We start from the raw sequence: 15,610 nt of genomic DNA, 5'->3' as shown, positions 1-15,610 counted from the left end.
GCCTCGTTAACGGTCTTTTTTTATCTTACGTAATTGTGCTATCAGACCAGGGGAAAGATAAAAAAGAGTAAGATATCCTGTGCTCGCTTTACACATCAGGCCTGAAAAAAAATAAGATCTGAAATTACTTCGATACAAAGCAATATAGTTGGCGATAAAGGAAGGACTGAATTCCCCGGAATTTATCCCCCGGGCAATATAAGATGCTGTTATTTTCAGGAATATGTGATAGTAAAATTTTTTGTTTTCAGGTCGAAGATATTTTTTCATTTCTGTAAAAGAGGTGGCAAAAGAAAAATGTTTTTCCTTCAGCGTGGTTCGGGTTGCCGAATCTAAAGAATACCTGTAGTTGTAGATAATACTTTCTGAGAAAACCACCTGCTGTTGCCCTGCCAGATAGAGGTAATGAACAACAAAAAGGAGATCTTCAAAATTAGCAATGTTTTCATTAAATCTTAAATTGTTGGATCTGATAATGTCTGCCCGGAAGATCTTGTCACAAACGCCATATTTAGGATTCAAATATAACAGTTCATTTATCGCATCGGTACAGCTCAGCGTCTTGCTGGCCTCCGATGTAACAGGACTCGACATCCTGATACCATCGTGGGTATAGCCCGCCGACTGGCCAACAACCATGCAAACCTTATCCTGCATCAATCGGAGCCAGGTCGATAAGGTGTCTTCAGGCAGGAAATCATCAGCATCAACAAAGCTGATGTAATCGCCTCTGGCAATATCCAGGCCGTGGTTACGTGCTGAAGAAACACCGCCATTCTGTTTACTCACCACCCTGATACCTGGATTATCTTTATATTTTTCAATTATCATCAGAGAGTTATCCGTAGAGCCATCGTCAACGATGATAATCTCATACTGACCAACACGTTGTTGCAGAATGCTGTCGATACATGTTTCAAGATATTGGGCTGCGTTGTACACCGGTACAATCAGGCTGAATAAAACATCTGATGAGTTGTTGATCATGTTACCTCTGAAAATGGTCTGGCCAATAAAACCTGAAGGCGCAGATATTGCGTGCATTACGTTGTCAGGAAGTTTGGTCAGTTTTACTCAGCAAAGTTATCACTTCGCTCAGGATCCGCCCCATCATTTAACAGAAAAAATGCTTTTTTGAGTTTATTCCTGGGTGTCTTTATTCTGAAGATAAAAACAGACCTGAGAGTGAATTATTCAATCATGACATTTTTATTAAGATAAATGCCACGATGGGAAAGGCCATTAAATATTAAAGCAAGGCTACCGCCCTGGCTTGTAGCTACCAGTTTGCTCAATACTAAAATCAGGATGTTTACTATTAATAAAAATGGTATTAATCCGGCATTGTTTTATAAATGCCACGGTATTTCTGAGAGCCTTGCCAATCAGGGCTGGTTTACTTGCCATTCTGAACCCGGGCAGTGTTCTGAATCCTCACATACTCCTCGTACGCTCCGGTTTCTGCGCGCTTTCCGTCTCCAGACTGGCTGCGGCAATAATGCCTGGTGGACCAGGCTCTGAATTAACCGTGATGCAAAGGAAACCGTTTTTAATTAAAAACCAGGATTAATGCCATGCTGTCATCTTAATGGTGAAAAAGACAGGCTCTTCATCTGATGAAATGCGCCAGCCATTCTGACGAAATAATTTCATCAAAACACGGTGGCATAAAGCAACTCGGCACCTCATTATTACTGTCAATCTCAATAAATAACCGGGCCTGGCAACGCTCGACCGATCGCCAGTTAATCTCAGCGCTTATCTTGCCAGAGCGGTCTGTAACAATGGCCTCAAAAGATATATCCGGATGTCTGCTTATTCTCTGTTATTATTTTTCTTCCGCGATATTACAGATGGTATTTTTTACGTCAATGGGTGGGCCGGAAAACAAGAATTTCCCCATGTCTGAAATGATTAATTTTCATAAAGGAAACATGGGCCATTTTGAATATTCTGTGAGGTGGGCCACTGCATTATATAAAATAACGGCTTGTGGTCAGTCAGACATGACTATATTGCTCTGTTTCCGGCAGCCAGCGCTCAATTAATGCCTGGGCCTGTTCCGGATAGTGTTGATGAATATGTCGGGCAATACGCTGAACTTCCGGGATCATTGCGCTATCGCGAAGCAAATTAGCAACTTTAAATTCTGCATTACCCGTCTGTCGGGTACCCAGTAGTTCGCCAGGTCCACGAATCTCCAGGTCGCACTGTGCAATGACGAAGCCATCATTACTGTCACGCAGCACCTGTAGGCGTTTTTGTGCTCCCTTACTCAGGGGAGTTTTATAAAGCAGTACACAGTGTGATGCAACAGAGCCGCGGCCCACACGCCCCCGTAACTGGTGTAGCTGGGCCAGGCCCAGTCGCTCAGGATTCTCAATGATCATCAGGCTGGCATTGGGGACATCGACGCCCACTTCAATTACCGTTGTGGCAATCAGCAGATGGATCTCCCCGCGTTTGAAAGCCTGCATAATGTTTTGTTTTTCAGCGGGCTTCATCCGGCCATGGACTAATCCAACCTGTAGTGTCGGCAGTGCCAGTTTTAACTCTTCCCAGGTGGCTTCTGCTGCCTGAGCCTCCAGTTGCTCTGACTCTTCAATCAGGGTGCACACCCAGTATGCCTGGCGTCCTTCATCGGTACAGGCTCGTTTAACCCGTTCAATAATTTCGGTTCGACGCGTATCCGGGATCGCCACGGTAGTGACCGGCGTCCTGCCTGGCGGCAGTTCATCAATGGTTGAGGTATCCAGATCGGCATAGGCAGTCATGGCCAGGGTGCGAGGGATGGGAGTGGCGGTCATGATCAACTGGTGCGGATGGAAACCCTGCTCCTCTCCTTTTTCACGCAGGGCCAGACGTTGATGGACGCCAAAGCGGTGCTGCTCATCGATGATGACCAGCGCCAGGCCGTTAAACTGCACCTGCTCCTGAAAAATCGCATGCGTGCCGACGATCATCGAAACCTGTCCACTGGCAATCGCTTTCTGCTGTGCCTGACGAGCTTTGCCTTTTTGTTTGCCAGCCAGCCAGCCGACTTCAATACCCAGAGGCGCAAACCACTGACGAAAGTTACTGGCATGTTGTTCAGCCAGCAGTTCTGTCGGTGCCATCAGCGCTACCTGTTTTCCCCAGGCAATCACATTGAGTGCGGTCAGGGCCGCAACCAGGGTTTTCCCGGAGCCGACATCGCCCTGTACCAGCCGTAGCATCGGGTAATTCTGTGCCAGATCCTGCTCAATCTCGCCGACGACACGTTGCTGAGCCCTCGTCGGGCGGAAGGGTAACGCAGCCAGCAATTTATCGCTCAGCTCATGCCGGGCAGGCAGTGGAAGGGCGTGGTGACGCTGGGCGCCAGCCCGTACCGCCAGCATACTCAGATTATGAGCCAGTAACTCTTCCATAATCAGGCGGCGCTGTGCCGGATGCGTCCCGCTCTCCAGATCGGCCAGAGCCATATCAGGTGGTGGGCGATGCAGGGTTCGCAATGCTTCCGGCAGGCTGATCATGCCCTTACTGAGTTCGGATGGCAGCAGTTCGGCAATTGCGCAGGTATTGAGCAGCTCAAGGGCCTGATCGGTAAGATTACGCAGCGTGGCCTGGCGAACGCCTTCGGTCGTGGAGTAGACAGGCGTCAGCGTGTCCTGTAATTGCACGCCACCGTTCTCGCCCTGCACACGATATTCCGGATGGATAATTTCAGCACCGCGCTGGCCGCGCTTAATCTCGCCATAAGCCGTCACCCGGCGACCGGCCGCGAGGCTGTTTTTCATTCCGGCATTGAAATTGAAAAAGCGCAGGGTGAGGATGCCAGTCCCATCGCTAATCTGGCAGGTCAGCATCCGCCGACGACCAAAAGTGATATCGCTTTGCAATACCTCACCTTCAACGGTGGCGAAGATATTCGGCAGCAGATCGTTGATGGCATAAAGCTGAGTGCGATCTTCATAGCGCAGAGGGAGATGCAGCAGCAGGTCCTGTACGGTCACCAGGCCCAGTCTGGCGAGCTTTGCGGTCTGACTTGCGCCAACGCCGGACAGTGTGCTGAGGGGGACAGCATCCAGCAGGCGGCCTTTCATTTTCTGCGTACCGAAGCTTGCATTGTTGCCCACCATTCAGCATCGGCAACCACTTCACCCATGCTGTTAATTTCCGGGTAAGGCAGCCCTTTGTGTTTGGCGACGCGAGCCAACACCGGATACCCTCCTTCAAACAGCAGGCGCTGCTGCTCAGCATACTCAAGCATGCTCTCGCCGCGTTGATACATTCCGGCATTTTGTCGCTGACGCTGCGCTTCATAAAGGATCAACGCTGAGGCAACCGAAACATTCAGCGACTGAACCATGCCAGCCATAGGAATGATGATGTCCCGATCGGCAAGATCCAGTGCTTCCTGAGTGATGCCGGTTTTTTCCTGTCCCATCAGAATGCAGGTCGGGCGGGTATAATCAACCTCACGGAAATCGACGGCTTTATCAGATAAATGCGTGGCGAGGATTTGCATTCCCCGACCTTTAAGCAGGCTGACGGCTTCTGCAATGCTGCGATGCGTTTTCACCTGCACCCAGCTGTTACTTCCTGCTGCGGTGGAAACCATGGTGCGCATCCGGCAACCAGGCCAGACAGCATGAACTTCATGCACCCCGACCGCATCAGCCGTGCGGATCACGGCTGAGACATTATGAGGCTTGTGAACCTGCTCCATACAAACGGTCAGATCATGCTGGCGGGCGGCCAGCATTTCGAGGATGCGCGCATAGCGTTGAGCATTCATCGACTAGTTTCTGTTGCGGTGAACTTTAATCACGTCAGGCATCACACGGATTTTACGCATGATATTTGCCAGATGAACGCGATCGTGGGCCGTCAGACGGATAAAAGCACAGTAAACACGGCCATCTTTCTCTTCCGTGTTCAGACTCTGAATATTGGATCCTGCGGTGTTGATCGCAGCGGTCAGGTTTGCCAGTGCGCCCTGGTGATTAAACATATCCACTTTGATCTCCGCGACGAACTCCTGTTCGGTGACCTTATCCCACTCTACTGCCATATATTTCTCAGGCTCTTTCTGGTAGCCACGAATATTACGGCAGGATTCATGATGGACTACCAGGCCTTTACCGGGGCTGACATGGGCAACAATCGGATCGCCAGGGATAGGGCGGCAGCACTTGGCCAGCGTGATCAATACCCCGTCTGCACCTTTGATTGGTAACTTACCACGCGATGAGGTGGTGGGTGCGACAGGTGCAGGCTGTTCACTTTGCTGAAGATTTTTGGCCACAACCACGCTCATGGCGTTGCCCAGGCCGATTTCAGCCAGCAAATCATCCAGCGTCGCCAGCTTCATGCGTTCCAGCTCGTGCTTAATACTCTCTGGTGAAATTTCAGCCAGCTTCCGGCTGCCTCCCAGCGCATGATTCAGCAGGCGACGACCAAGACTGACCGAATCATCACGCTTAAGATTTTTCAGCAGCTGACGAATTTTTGCTCGCGCTCTGGAACTGACGACAAAGTTTAGCCATGCCGCATTCGGGCGTGCGCCCGGCGCGGTAATAATTTCAACGGTTTGCCCGCTGGTCAGTGCCTGGGAAAGCGGATAAGGTTGCCGGTCGACGCGGGCACCAACGCAGGCATGGCCGATATCGGTATGCACGGCATAGGCAAAGTCGACGGGAGTCGCGCCGGCTGGCAGTTCGACGATGCGACCTTCCGGGGTAAAAACGTAAATCTCATCAGGAAACAGATCGGATTTCACGCTTTCGATAAATTCAAAAGAACTGCCCGCACTTTGCTGTAGCTCCAGCAGGCTCTGCAACCAGCGCTGAGCACGAATCTGCGCCGTGGTGCTGCTCTCACCCTGTTCTTTGTAAGCCCAGTGCGCCGCTACCCCCATCTCTGCCATCTGATCCATATCTTCCGTACGGATCTGCACTTCAACCGGCACACCGTGTGGGCCGATCATTGAGGTGTGCAGGGACTGATAGCCGTTGGCTTTAGGGATGGCGATATAATCTTTGACCCGACCCGGACGGGGTTTGTAGAGGCTGTGCATTTGCCCCAGCACCCGATAACAGGTATCCACATCGCTGACTATCACCCGGAAAGCATAGATATCCATAATCGAATGAAAACGCTGCTCTTTCAGATGCATTTTGCAGTAGATCGAATAGAGATGTTTCTCTCGCCCACTGACGCGGCAGGCAATACCTGCTTCCTGCAAACGACCATCGATTTCAGAGAGGATTTTCTGGATCATCTCTTTACGGTTGCCACGGGCGGCTTTTACCACTTCTTTAATGACGCGGTAACGGTTGGGATAAAGCGCTTCAAAACCCAGCTCTTCCAGCTCGGTTTTAAGGTGATGGATGCCCAGGCGATGAGCCAGTGGACTATAAATTTCCAGCGTTTCCAACGCAATACGGCGCTTTTTGTCCGGGCGTAAGGTACCCAGCGTGCGCATATTGTGTGTGCGGTCAGCCAGTTTGATCAGAATGACGCGGATATCCTGCACCATTGCCATGATCATTTTGCGGAAGTTTTCGGCCTGAGCCTCTTTTTTGTCACGGAACTTTAACTTATCGAGCTTGGAGACCCCTTCGACCAGCTCTGCCACGGTCTGACCAAACAGCTGTTCCATGTCCTGGTAGGTGGCGGGGGTATCTTCGATAACGTCATGTAAGAGCGCAGCCATGAGTGTTTCATGGTCGAGCTTCATTTCCGCCAGGATGCAGGCCACGGCAACCGGATGGGTAATGTAGGGCTCGCCACTGGAGCGCGTCTGTCCCTCGTGAACATCACGTGCGACAATATAAGCCTGCTTGAGGCGCTTAATCTGCTCCTCAGGCAAGTATTTTTCAATCAGTTGATTGAGGCTTTCAAACAGGTACAAGGGCGAGCCTTCCGGCTGATGATTAACGACGACCTTCAGCGATAGCGGTAACGGCCTGTAACTCTGCGGCTTCCTGCTCTTGCTGTTCCTGACAATCACGAACATCCAGAATCTGGTTAGTGATCAGTCCTTCTTCGATCTCACGCAGTGCGATAACGGTTGATTTATCGTTCTCTTCCGGAACCAGCGGATCTTTACCGCCAACCTGCATCTGACGGGCGCGACGGGCGGCGACCAGAACCAGGTCAAAACGGTTACCAATTTTTTCTACTGCGTCCTGTACGGTTACGCGTGCCATAAGTGTGATACTCCACGGGTGACGAAATGACTGGGCATCATACTGAGTTGTCCTCAGTCTGCCAACAGTTTGCTGATTAAAGCATCGTGACGGGACTTTTGCCGCCCCATTCGCAGACGCTCGGCGCGAATAATGGTTTTCAGATCGGACAGCGCCAGATCGAAATCATCATTAACAATAAGGTAATCGTATTCCGCGTGGTGACTCATTTCTGCCACCGCCTGGGCCATACGTTTTGCTATAACCTCTTCACTGTCCTGACCACGCCCTCGCAGGCGGCGATCGAGCTCATCCTTCGATGGCGGCAAAACAAAAATACTACGGGCCTGGGGCATTTGCTTACGAATTTGCTGCGCGCCCTGCCAGTCAATGTCCAGGAAGACATCCACGCCGGTAGAGAGTACCTGCTCAATGGCTTTGCGGGACGTGCCGTAATAATTACCAAAGACTTCGGCGTGTTCCAGAAAGGCCTGTTGCTCAATCATGCCGCGAAATTCGTCATGGGAGACGAAATAGTAATGTTCACCATGATTTTCACCCGGCCGCATTCCTCTTGTGGTGTGGGAAATGGAAACCTGAGTGTCGTAGAGCGGTTGAGTTTTCAGCAGTGCATGGATCAGGCTGGATTTACCTGCTCCACTGGGCGCTGAAACAATAAAGAGCGTGCCTTGAGCCATGATTATTGTTGATTAGCCAGTCAGAGTGCGAATTCTGCACAGTATACACGGCTGGCCCCTTTCATACAGCGTTTCAGGCGTTTTGCAGCACTATTTCTCTGATTATGGAAAGCATCTCGCGATGACAATGTGGTGTTACAAACTACAGAGAAATTGTTTTCGAGCCCGCTCTGATAAATCTGTGTTTGCCGTCGCCACGGCCTGATTTTGCCTCTTTAATGTCGCTGGCAGACAACATGGAGAAGTTGGCGATGCGTAACATCATTATTTTGTGCCTTCTGTGGTGCGGAGTAGCCGAGGGGCAATGTCCGGTATGGACCGCAGTCCGGGCAGAACATGAGATGGCCTTGCTGGCGCGACAGCTAAGTGACTGGGATCGGACTTATTATCAAAAAGGGAGTAGTGAAGTAACGGATGAACACTACGATGCGCTGGAAAAAAAGTTTCACGCCTGGCAGGGCTGTTTTCACCCACAGAGCGCTGTTCGCCAGTCGGAGCTGAGTACCACCGGTAAGGTTCTTCATCCCGTTGCTCATGTTGGGGTTAAGAAGCTGACGGATAAGCATGCCCTTGAGCGGTGGATGGCAGGAAAACAGGCGCTCTGGGTTCAGCCGAAGATTGATGGTGTCGCCGTTACGCTGCACTACCAGCATGGTTCGCTGGTCAGGATGATCAGCCGCGGTAATGGATTGCGGGGTGAAGACTGGACGGATAAAGCAAAACAGATCCCGTCTGTTCCTGTGACGATACCTTTTAAGGATGACTCTCTGACGTTGCAGGGGGAGTTATTTCTGCTGATGGATGATCATCGTCAGTCAGCCATGGGAGGGGTTAATGCTCGTAGTATTGTTGCAGGCGCGATGAGGCGTAAGGCGAACCCGACTGTTTTACAAAAGCTGGGCGTGTTTATCTGGGCATGGCCAGACGGGCCTGAAAAGATGACTGAACGACTCTCTCTGTTACGCGAGGCGGGCTTTGGCCTGGCTGCTGACTGGAGCGAACCGGTAAGCTCTGCTGATGAGGTGGCGGCCTGGCGCGATCGCTGGTTCCAACAGGCATTACCTTTCGTCACCGATGGCGTGGTTATCCACGGCGCGCCGGTAGCCGGGGCACACTGGCAGCCTGGCGAGAACAACTGGTCCGTTGCCTGGAAGTATTCACCACGGAAAGTCAGCACTGAGGTTCGTTCTGTGGCGTTTTCTGTGGGGCGCAGCGGAAAACTCAGCGTAGTGCTGAATCTGGTTCCGGTACAACTTGATGACAAAAAAGTCAGCAGGGTAAGTGCGGGGTCACTGAAAAGCTGGCGTTCCGCTGACATTGTGCCTGGCGATCAGGTTATCGTTAGCCTCGCCGGCCAGGGGATACCACGAGTGGATGGCGTTGTCTGGCGGGTTGCCGATCGTCAGCCTCCGGAGATGCCTGACCAGGAGAAGTTCAATGTAGTAAGCTGTCTGACCTACACGCCCGAATGTCGTGAGCAATTTCTCTCCAGACTGGTCTGGTTAAGCCGTCCTGCGGTGTTATCGATGACCGGCATCAGCCGAAGCAGTTGGCAGCGTTTAATACAGGCCGGAAAGCTGACGCATCTTTTTTCCTGGCAGTCATTGTCCGAAGAGCAACTGGCCCGGACCGAAGGAATAACAGCGCATCAGGCCTACAAGCTTTATCACCAGTTTACTCTCAGTCAGCAACAGCCTTTCAAACGCTGGGTAAAAGCACTGGGGGTGCCCGTGCCTGATGGCGCGCTTAATGCCATGAAGGATGATAACTGGCAGACACTGCTTGCCCGCACTCAGCAGTCATGGCAGCAGTTGCCGGGAATCGGAGAAAAACTTGCCGGAAAGATCGTCGCTTTTTTGCAGCATCGTCAGGTTCAGGTACTGATTGAGGGATTGCAGGGCGATTGGCGACCAACGCTCAATGTTCAGAATGCGGATAATTGAAGACGGGCAGCCCAAGTTTATAGCGCAGTGCCAGCAGGCGGGCAATAAATCCAAACAGCAGGGTGATGATGACCACTATCTCATGAGAAAGGGGGGTTTTCAGCAGCAGAATGTAGAGCCAGCCAGAGGCGAAAGCGATGCCTGCGTACAGTTCTTTCTGAAACACCAGAGGGATACGGTTGCAAAACATATCGCGCAGAACGCCACCAAATACGCCGGTGATCACCGCACATATTGCAGCGATAATTGAGGCGTGGCCCATATCAAGCGCCACCTTAGTGCCAATAATGGAGAACACCACCAGGCCTAACGCGTCCAGAACCAGAAAAGTTTTACGCAGGTGGGGCATCAGCGGGGCAAGTTGGGTGGTCAGCACGGCGGCGACTGCCACGATGATTATGTATATCGGCTGCTGGATCCAACCGAGCGGATAGTGGCCCAACAGGATATCGCGCACCGAGCCGCCGCCTATTGCGGTGACGGAAGCGATAATAATGACGCCAAACATGTCCATCTTACGTCGACCCGCTGCCAGTGCGCCGGTCATTGCCTCGGCCGTAATGCCAATAATGTAGAGCACAGTTAGTAACATAGTCTGAACCCGAAAATCATGATGACGTTAGTTTACCTGACAACCCGCCGTGACAATCATAATTGTCCGGTGACATGTAGTTGAAAAACGACTTGCTGCGCCTGCGGCAAATCAAAGCACGGTGATGACTGCTGGCAGAGAGAGTAAAGCGACCGTGGTTTTGTTTCGTTCGCCAGCGTCAGCGAAACGAAACAAATCGTACAGGTTGTATACAGCAAAAGAGCGGGTTAGTTTTTCTTAACGAACTCAGATTTCAACTTCATCGGACCAAAGCCGTCAATTTTGCAGTCAATGTTGTGATCGCCTTCAACCAGCCGAATACCTTTAACTCTGGTACCGATTTTTAACGGTGTGGAGCTGCCTTTGACCTTCAGATCTTTAATCACGGTCACGTTGTCTCCGTCGGCTAACAGATTGCCGTTGGCATCTTTTACGATTAACGCATCTTCTGTTGCTGCTTCTGCGCCATCAGTCCAGACATGCCCGCACTCAGGGCAATTTAAAAGCGTACCATCCTGCCAGGCATATTCAGACTGGCACCTGGGGCACGGGGGGAGCGTTTGCATGATAAGTCTCCGGTTTAATCCATAACGAAAAGGGGGGCATTCTAGCCTTTTGCCCGCTGGAAACCTACTGCTAACCTGGCCCTGAGGTAGCGTAATAATGAATTTTCGGTGAAACAATTGACAGCCAGTAACATCGTTCATTATAAGGAACGACATTGGTCCTTATAAAGAACGAATGAGTTAATTTCAGGAGCGGCTGTTATGGAAGATTCGTTATTATTGTCCAGTGAGTTTCGTCAGTCAGTCTCATTGAGCCTTGCGAGAGTGAGGAAATCGCGTGGGCTTTCACTGTCCGGACTGGCTGAAACTAGTGGTATCGGTAAGGCGACACTTTCCGGCATTGAGGCCGGGCGCGGTAATCCAACGATTGAAACCGTCTGGCGACTGGCACATGCTCTTGGTGTTACGTTCGGTGAGCTGATTTCTCAGGAACAGGACCAGTCGGTTGAGTCCAGTTCGTCTGGCGTCAGCGTTCGCCTGATTAACAAACAGTCTTCTCCCTTTGTTATTGAAACCTACGTCATGGAAATGGCCCCGCATACCAAACGCCTTGCAGAAGCACATATGCCCGGCGTTGAGGAGAATGTGGTGGTGCTGAAAGGACGTGCGCTTACCGGGCCTCAGTCGGAACCGGTTTTCCTGAGCGCGGGTAAAAGTTGTAGTTTCGCCAGTGACACCCCCCACCTCTATCAAAGCCTTGATGAACAAACCTCCATGATGGTCAGTGTTATCTATCCTACGCTGGCTGAGGCTGCACCTGGAGAACATGACATTTATCGTGAATGGCCGGATACGGAAGATGACTGGTCCGGTTTACAGCAACAGTTTCGACGTCTGGCGCTGGAAAGCCGTCAGGGAATAAACGCTGTACGGCTTTGCTTTACTGACTGTGAGGATATCAGTCGCGCTGAAGAGCAGATTCGACAGCGATTATTACCGGAATCGCCGGGGATGCAGACCTTTTATGTTGAGGATCAGGGACCAAAATTAATTTGTCTCTCACGTGAGGGAAGTCATGCGCGGCTTGATGAGGGAATGCCAGAAAACCCGTTATTGCAGCAGGCAGTGGCGCTGTGCAACCTCGCTATTTCACCCTGGGTTGGGCTGGATGCTGCGACTTACGACAGACTGCAAAGCCTGGTGCGCTCAGATACCATTTGCCTGTCCAGTCTCGCCGCCGAAGTGCTGACCCGTAATGGTCACCCCTGTGTGCCGCTGCGTGCTGCGCCCTGTTATGAGGTGACACCTACGGCCAGACGAGACAATGACACCGTGCTGTTTGAAGACCGGATTGATGTCGATGGCTATGCGGTGTGGGAGCTGGTACATCCTGCCTATGCCAAACAGTCCGTAGCGATTGCGCAGCAGTTGGTCGGTTATCAATTTTCTGGCGCGGCGCGGGTCATTGATATTGGTACCGGTCCGGGATTGCCGTTGAAGATGTTGCTGGAGTTGTTGCCAGAACTTCAGGTTACCACGGTGGACCCGAGTGAAACGGCGTTTAATCATTTACAAAAGCTGTTCAAAGACTCTCCCAATGTGTATCCCCGTAAAGGCAGTATTACCGATCTTCCGCCGCCAGACCGGCCATTCGATGTGGCTATTTCAGTTGGTGCTTCGCATCACCTGGATACGCTGGCCTTTCTTGGTGCAACCAGACGACAGCTGGCGCAAGGCGGCATCTTTGTTGTCTCTGACGAAATGATTAGCCCTTTTTCCGGCATCAGGCAGCGAAAAATTAATCTGATGCAGCATCATCTGCAATATATCGCCGATACGCTGGTGTCTGTTTCAGTGAGTGAGCTCTCTCTGGATGAGCGACGTCTGGTTCATATGTTGCGTAAGGACGTCCCTCAGGCCTTATTTGAAGCCCGTACCGGTGACGAAGGGCGGGCTGAGTACCGCTGCCGTCGTCTTCTTGAAGCGCTGCACAGCCTGAATTTGCCGCCGCAGCCTGCTGATTCCCTACAGGTCTTTTATCGCTTTCATATTCTTGAGCTGGAAGCGCTGGTTGCCGGACTCGACTATGAAGTCGAACAAAAGACTTCACCGGATTGCTTCTGCGATCTGGCGATGACTGCCGGGTTCAGCATTCAGCATCACCGTCGCCTTTATGCAACCTGCGGACGAACAGACGGCGGTGCCGGAACGCATCTGTTTGTTTTAAAGGCGCTGTGAGCCGGATGAAAAAAACGGCTAAACAGGCGCTGCTTGCCTCCTTACCGGTGGTTACCGGCTATCTGCCGATTGCTTTCGCCTTTGGCATGGCGGGAGTGGTTAACGGCGTACCTGGCACAATGGTGGTGGCGATGTCCGCTTTTATTTTTGCCGGGGGGAGCCAGTTTGTATTGCTGGCTGCCATGCAGGCCGGTACGGCGTGGTATCTGGTGCTTGGATTGTGCGCGTTGATGGACGTTCGCCACCTGCTATATGGGGCGGTCATGGTGCGTCAACTGCCGGCAGGGTTGCGCAGGCAACTGCTGGCCGCCACCACGCTGACCGATGAAGTTTTTGCCACGGCGCTTGTCAGGATGCCGGACATCGTGATGGCTTCTCGCAGTAGTTGGCTGAGCTGGTTGGGAATATTCAGTTATTTATCATGGGTGCTTGGAACGGTATCAGGCGTGGTAGCCGGAACTCAGCTCAGTAAGGCTGTGCCATTGCTGGCAGAAGCCATGCCATTTGCTTTACCTGCACTGTTTGTGGTGCTGGTCCAGGAAAGTTTCAGTCCACGACATCGTATGCCGATTATTGTCTCTGTGGTGGTGGCAGGCGTGCTGTATCTGCATGGATTAACGGCGCTGGCGCTGATTGCTGGCGCGCTCTGTGGTTGTTGCGCGGTGTTTGTCAGAGGAAAGCTGAATGACTATGCACTTTGATCAGGCGTGGGTGGCGATAATAGCAATGGGCATGGTGACCTGGTTGTTACGCTCGTTGCCTTTTATGCTTAATAAACGGGTGCAGGCTGATAAAAAAGCGGATCAGAACTCGCCCGTTTTTTCCGCGCTGGGGCCGTCGCTGTTGGCCGCCATTATGATTGTTACTTTGATCCCCGGCGTTCAGCAGGCCATGGCTTCTGGTTACGGCAGGGTAATGTGTTACGGAATGGGGATTGTAATAACACTGGCGGCACTGCGTTTTACCAGAAATCCAGGTATTGCGGTGATTGCCGGAGTAGCGATGTATGGTGCAGGTCTGTGGTTCCTTACCATATAGCTGTGTTTGGTACAGTTTGCTGATTAACCTAAATCTGAGGAGCATTAAATGAGCCAAAGCCAACAGAGGTTTTCTGATGAAACTGGCGCGACTTGTTTCAGTGAGGCCAGCAATATGTTGTGTAAGGGAGATTACAGCCGTATCCGACTTGACTGGGAGGTGACTACCGATGAGTTCTTTCATCTGGTGTGGGACTGTGGAAATGTCCAGACTAAGGTGATTCGGGAGCGGGATCGTTTTTATGTCGTTGCGGGCCAGTGTGATGATGAATAAAAGCCTGCGCTTACAATGGTGACAACGCGTTAAAACGCAGTGGCACTTTTTCCCAGAATGAACTGAGTTTATCGGGCTGGTATGAAAACCGTACGGTCTTCCAACAGCCCGCCGAACACTCATCTGCATCTGTACGATGAATGCTGTTTTACCACCGTATTAATTCTTCATGTAACGAAAGTTTAGCGATTTAGCGCCAGCAAGGCTGGGGCTCTCTCCGCGCGATGTATTCCTCTGCTGCTAAACAGACCCGAAAACCGCGCCATATGCACAGGGAGTCTGGCAGATATGCGTAGAAAATCAGGGGTATTCTTTCGTTTGCCGTACATTTTTCAACTTAATCTGGCTTCGTTTTATTGAATAGCGTGAAGGCCAGATTTCCCTGGGGCTGATGCCCAGCGCCACAGCGATGATGACTTCTCCTTTGGGCCAGTGACGATAAAGCGCATTTGCCAGTGTGGATGAAGCAAGACCGGATTCGCGGGATAGTCGGGCTACGGAACTGCCCATTTTTTTTAGTGCTGCGGAAACTTCGGATGGATGCCAGTCATTCCATTCTGTCACCATAACTCTCCTTTAGTTAATCCTTTAACATGAAAAACTCAAAATAGTACGTTTTGTTCTAATATTAAAGCTGCTCGATAGTCGATTTTGTTCTATTTGAGAGGTCTTATATGCCTTCATTTTTTACAAACGACTATCAGAAACTTATCGGCTATCTGGTTGATGCCCGAAAGAAACTTAACATCACCCAGACCCAGCTGGCAGACGCGATGCGGATCGAGCAAACGTTGGTATCAAGAATTGAACGTTGCGAAAGGCGACTTGATGCCGTGGAGTTTTATCATATTTGTAGTCTGTTGGGCGTCGCTCCCGATGATCTTTATCGTCATCTCGCACCGAGATTTTCAGCTATTAAACCGATTAAGAAATAATCGAAGAGGTACCGCGTCCGGGCTGTTTTACGCCAGTGATTGTCGTAACTGGCACGAGTAAATGAGATTACACGCCCACTATGATGCGGGGGAGATTAACACCGGTAATCTACGGGGGTATTTTCTGCTTCGGCACTAAACTGTTTTGGCTATGAGGTGATGATATCACCTCTGTTCAGGTGGCCAAATTCACTATGCCACTACAATAGGGTGGA

At 51.2% G+C, this 15,610-nt stretch carries 15 protein-coding genes; 6 read left to right on the top strand and 9 right to left on the bottom strand.

Annotated features, from left to right (window positions below; translation table 11 throughout):
* Nucleotides 1-6: 6 nt before the first annotated feature.
* The 6 genes from AC3RPL_RS18410 to gmk form a co-directional block, all read right to left on the bottom strand.
* Nucleotides 7-1,044, bottom strand: a complete 1,038-nt coding sequence (locus AC3RPL_RS18410) for a glycosyltransferase family 2 protein (RefSeq protein WP_490741085.1) — start codon at nucleotides 1,042-1,044, stop codon at nucleotides 7-9.
* Nucleotides 1,045-2,000: 956 nt separating this feature from the next.
* Nucleotides 2,001-4,082 (bottom strand): ATP-dependent DNA helicase RecG, encoded by a 2,082-nt coding sequence (recG, locus tag AC3RPL_RS18405; RefSeq protein WP_490742088.1) that lies wholly within the window; start codon nucleotides 4,080-4,082, stop codon nucleotides 2,001-2,003.
* Nucleotides 4,079-4,777, bottom strand: a complete 699-nt coding sequence (gene trmH, locus AC3RPL_RS18400; protein ID WP_490741084.1) for a tRNA (guanosine(18)-2'-O)-methyltransferase TrmH — start codon at nucleotides 4,775-4,777, stop codon at nucleotides 4,079-4,081. Before trmH ends, recG begins: the two co-directional genes overlap by 4 nt.
* A 3-nt stretch (nucleotides 4,778-4,780) precedes the next feature.
* The gene (spoT, locus tag AC3RPL_RS18395) at nucleotides 4,781-6,895 is read right to left on the bottom strand and encodes a bifunctional GTP diphosphokinase/guanosine-3',5'-bis pyrophosphate 3'-pyrophosphohydrolase (RefSeq protein WP_490741083.1); all 2,115 of its coding nucleotides are present in this window, start codon (nucleotides 6,893-6,895) and stop codon (nucleotides 4,781-4,783) included.
* A 22-nt stretch (nucleotides 6,896-6,917) separates the two neighbouring features.
* Nucleotides 6,918-7,193 carry a DNA-directed RNA polymerase subunit omega gene (gene rpoZ / locus AC3RPL_RS18390; RefSeq protein ID WP_490741082.1) on the bottom strand — a complete coding sequence of 92 codons (276 nt, stop codon included), beginning with the start codon at nucleotides 7,191-7,193 and terminating at the stop codon, nucleotides 6,918-6,920.
* Between the two features lie 53 nt (nucleotides 7,194-7,246).
* Nucleotides 7,247-7,870 (bottom strand): guanylate kinase, encoded by a 624-nt coding sequence (gene gmk / locus AC3RPL_RS18385; RefSeq protein ID WP_261642915.1) that lies wholly within the window; start codon nucleotides 7,868-7,870, stop codon nucleotides 7,247-7,249.
* 251 nt (nucleotides 7,871-8,121) lie between these two features.
* Here gmk and ligB point away from each other — a divergent pair, with 251 nt between their 5' ends.
* Nucleotides 8,122-9,813, top strand: a complete 1,692-nt coding sequence (gene ligB, locus AC3RPL_RS18380; protein WP_490741081.1) for an NAD-dependent DNA ligase LigB — start codon at nucleotides 8,122-8,124, stop codon at nucleotides 9,811-9,813.
* Here ligB and AC3RPL_RS18375 read toward each other — a convergent pair.
* Nucleotides 9,788-10,405, bottom strand: a complete 618-nt coding sequence (locus tag AC3RPL_RS18375; RefSeq protein ID WP_261642911.1) for a trimeric intracellular cation channel family protein — start codon at nucleotides 10,403-10,405, stop codon at nucleotides 9,788-9,790. The two genes, ligB and AC3RPL_RS18375, sit on opposite strands and share 26 nt — an antisense overlap.
* A gap of 227 nt (nucleotides 10,406-10,632) precedes the next feature.
* Nucleotides 10,633-10,971, bottom strand: a complete 339-nt coding sequence (locus tag AC3RPL_RS18370; protein ID WP_034940569.1) for a zinc ribbon domain-containing protein YjdM — start codon at nucleotides 10,969-10,971, stop codon at nucleotides 10,633-10,635.
* 201 nt (nucleotides 10,972-11,172) lie between these two features.
* Between AC3RPL_RS18370 and AC3RPL_RS18365 the strand changes: the two genes are divergently transcribed.
* The 4 genes from AC3RPL_RS18365 to AC3RPL_RS18350 are packed head-to-tail and all read left to right on the top strand — an operon-like array spanning nucleotide 11,173 to nucleotide 14,460.
* Entirely contained in the window at nucleotides 11,173-13,149 is a 1,977-nt protein-coding gene (locus AC3RPL_RS18365; RefSeq protein WP_490741080.1) for a helix-turn-helix domain-containing protein, read from the top strand.
* A gap of 5 nt (nucleotides 13,150-13,154) precedes the next feature.
* On the top strand, nucleotides 13,155-13,850 hold the full coding sequence (locus AC3RPL_RS18360; protein WP_490741079.1) for an AzlC family ABC transporter permease: 696 nt from the start codon (nucleotides 13,155-13,157) through the stop codon (nucleotides 13,848-13,850).
* A complete protein-coding gene (locus AC3RPL_RS18355; RefSeq protein ID WP_034940574.1) occupies nucleotides 13,834-14,187 on the top strand; it encodes an AzlD domain-containing protein in 354 nt (117 codons plus the stop codon). Before AC3RPL_RS18360 ends, AC3RPL_RS18355 begins: the two co-directional genes overlap by 17 nt.
* Nucleotides 14,188-14,235: 48 nt before the next feature.
* On the top strand, nucleotides 14,236-14,460 hold the full coding sequence (locus AC3RPL_RS18350) for a hypothetical protein (protein WP_034940576.1): 225 nt from the start codon (nucleotides 14,236-14,238) through the stop codon (nucleotides 14,458-14,460).
* 300 nt (nucleotides 14,461-14,760) lie between these two features.
* Here the strand turns inward: AC3RPL_RS18350 and AC3RPL_RS18345 are convergent, their stop codons facing one another.
* On the bottom strand, nucleotides 14,761-15,027 hold the full coding sequence (locus AC3RPL_RS18345) for a helix-turn-helix domain-containing protein (RefSeq protein ID WP_490741078.1): 267 nt from the start codon (nucleotides 15,025-15,027) through the stop codon (nucleotides 14,761-14,763).
* 107 nt (nucleotides 15,028-15,134) lie between these two features.
* Here AC3RPL_RS18345 and AC3RPL_RS18340 point away from each other — a divergent pair, with 107 nt between their 5' ends.
* Nucleotides 15,135-15,395, top strand: coding sequence for a helix-turn-helix domain-containing protein (locus AC3RPL_RS18340; protein WP_490741077.1), 261 nt, complete (start codon nucleotides 15,135-15,137; stop codon nucleotides 15,393-15,395).
* Nucleotides 15,396-15,610: the final 215 nt, after the last annotated feature.

It is taken from the genome of Erwinia papayae, assembly GCF_058241465.1.
The sequence above is the reverse complement of the archived record's forward strand: the minus strand, read 5'-3'. Positions and strand labels throughout refer to the sequence as shown.

Coding starts and splice junctions, on each gene's coding strand:
- AC3RPL_RS18410 (WP_490741085.1), bottom strand. CDS start 1,044: ATGCACGCAATATCTGCGCCTTCAGGTTTTATTGGCCAGACCATTTTC.
- recG (WP_490742088.1), bottom strand. CDS start 4,082: ATGAAAGGCCGCCTGCTGGATGCTGTCCCCCTCAGCACACTGTCCGGC.
- trmH (WP_490741084.1), bottom strand. CDS start 4,777: ATGAATGCTCAACGCTATGCGCGCATCCTCGAAATGCTGGCCGCCCGC.
- rpoZ (WP_490741082.1), bottom strand. CDS start 7,193: ATGGCACGCGTAACCGTACAGGACGCAGTAGAAAAAATTGGTAACCGT.
- gmk (WP_261642915.1), bottom strand. CDS start 7,870: ATGGCTCAAGGCACGCTCTTTATTGTTTCAGCGCCCAGTGGAGCAGGT.
- ligB (WP_490741081.1), top strand. CDS start 8,122: ATGCGTAACATCATTATTTTGTGCCTTCTGTGGTGCGGAGTAGCCGAG.
- AC3RPL_RS18375 (WP_261642911.1), bottom strand. CDS start 10,405: ATGTTACTAACTGTGCTCTACATTATTGGCATTACGGCCGAGGCAATG.
- AC3RPL_RS18370 (WP_034940569.1), bottom strand. CDS start 10,971: ATGCAAACGCTCCCCCCGTGCCCCAGGTGCCAGTCTGAATATGCCTGG.
- AC3RPL_RS18365 (WP_490741080.1), top strand. CDS start 11,173: ATGGAAGATTCGTTATTATTGTCCAGTGAGTTTCGTCAGTCAGTCTCA.
- AC3RPL_RS18360 (WP_490741079.1), top strand. CDS start 13,155: ATGAAAAAAACGGCTAAACAGGCGCTGCTTGCCTCCTTACCGGTGGTT.
- AC3RPL_RS18355 (WP_034940574.1), top strand. CDS start 13,834: ATGACTATGCACTTTGATCAGGCGTGGGTGGCGATAATAGCAATGGGC.
- AC3RPL_RS18350 (WP_034940576.1), top strand. CDS start 14,236: ATGAGCCAAAGCCAACAGAGGTTTTCTGATGAAACTGGCGCGACTTGT.
- AC3RPL_RS18345 (WP_490741078.1), bottom strand. CDS start 15,027: ATGGTGACAGAATGGAATGACTGGCATCCATCCGAAGTTTCCGCAGCA.
- AC3RPL_RS18340 (WP_490741077.1), top strand. CDS start 15,135: ATGCCTTCATTTTTTACAAACGACTATCAGAAACTTATCGGCTATCTG.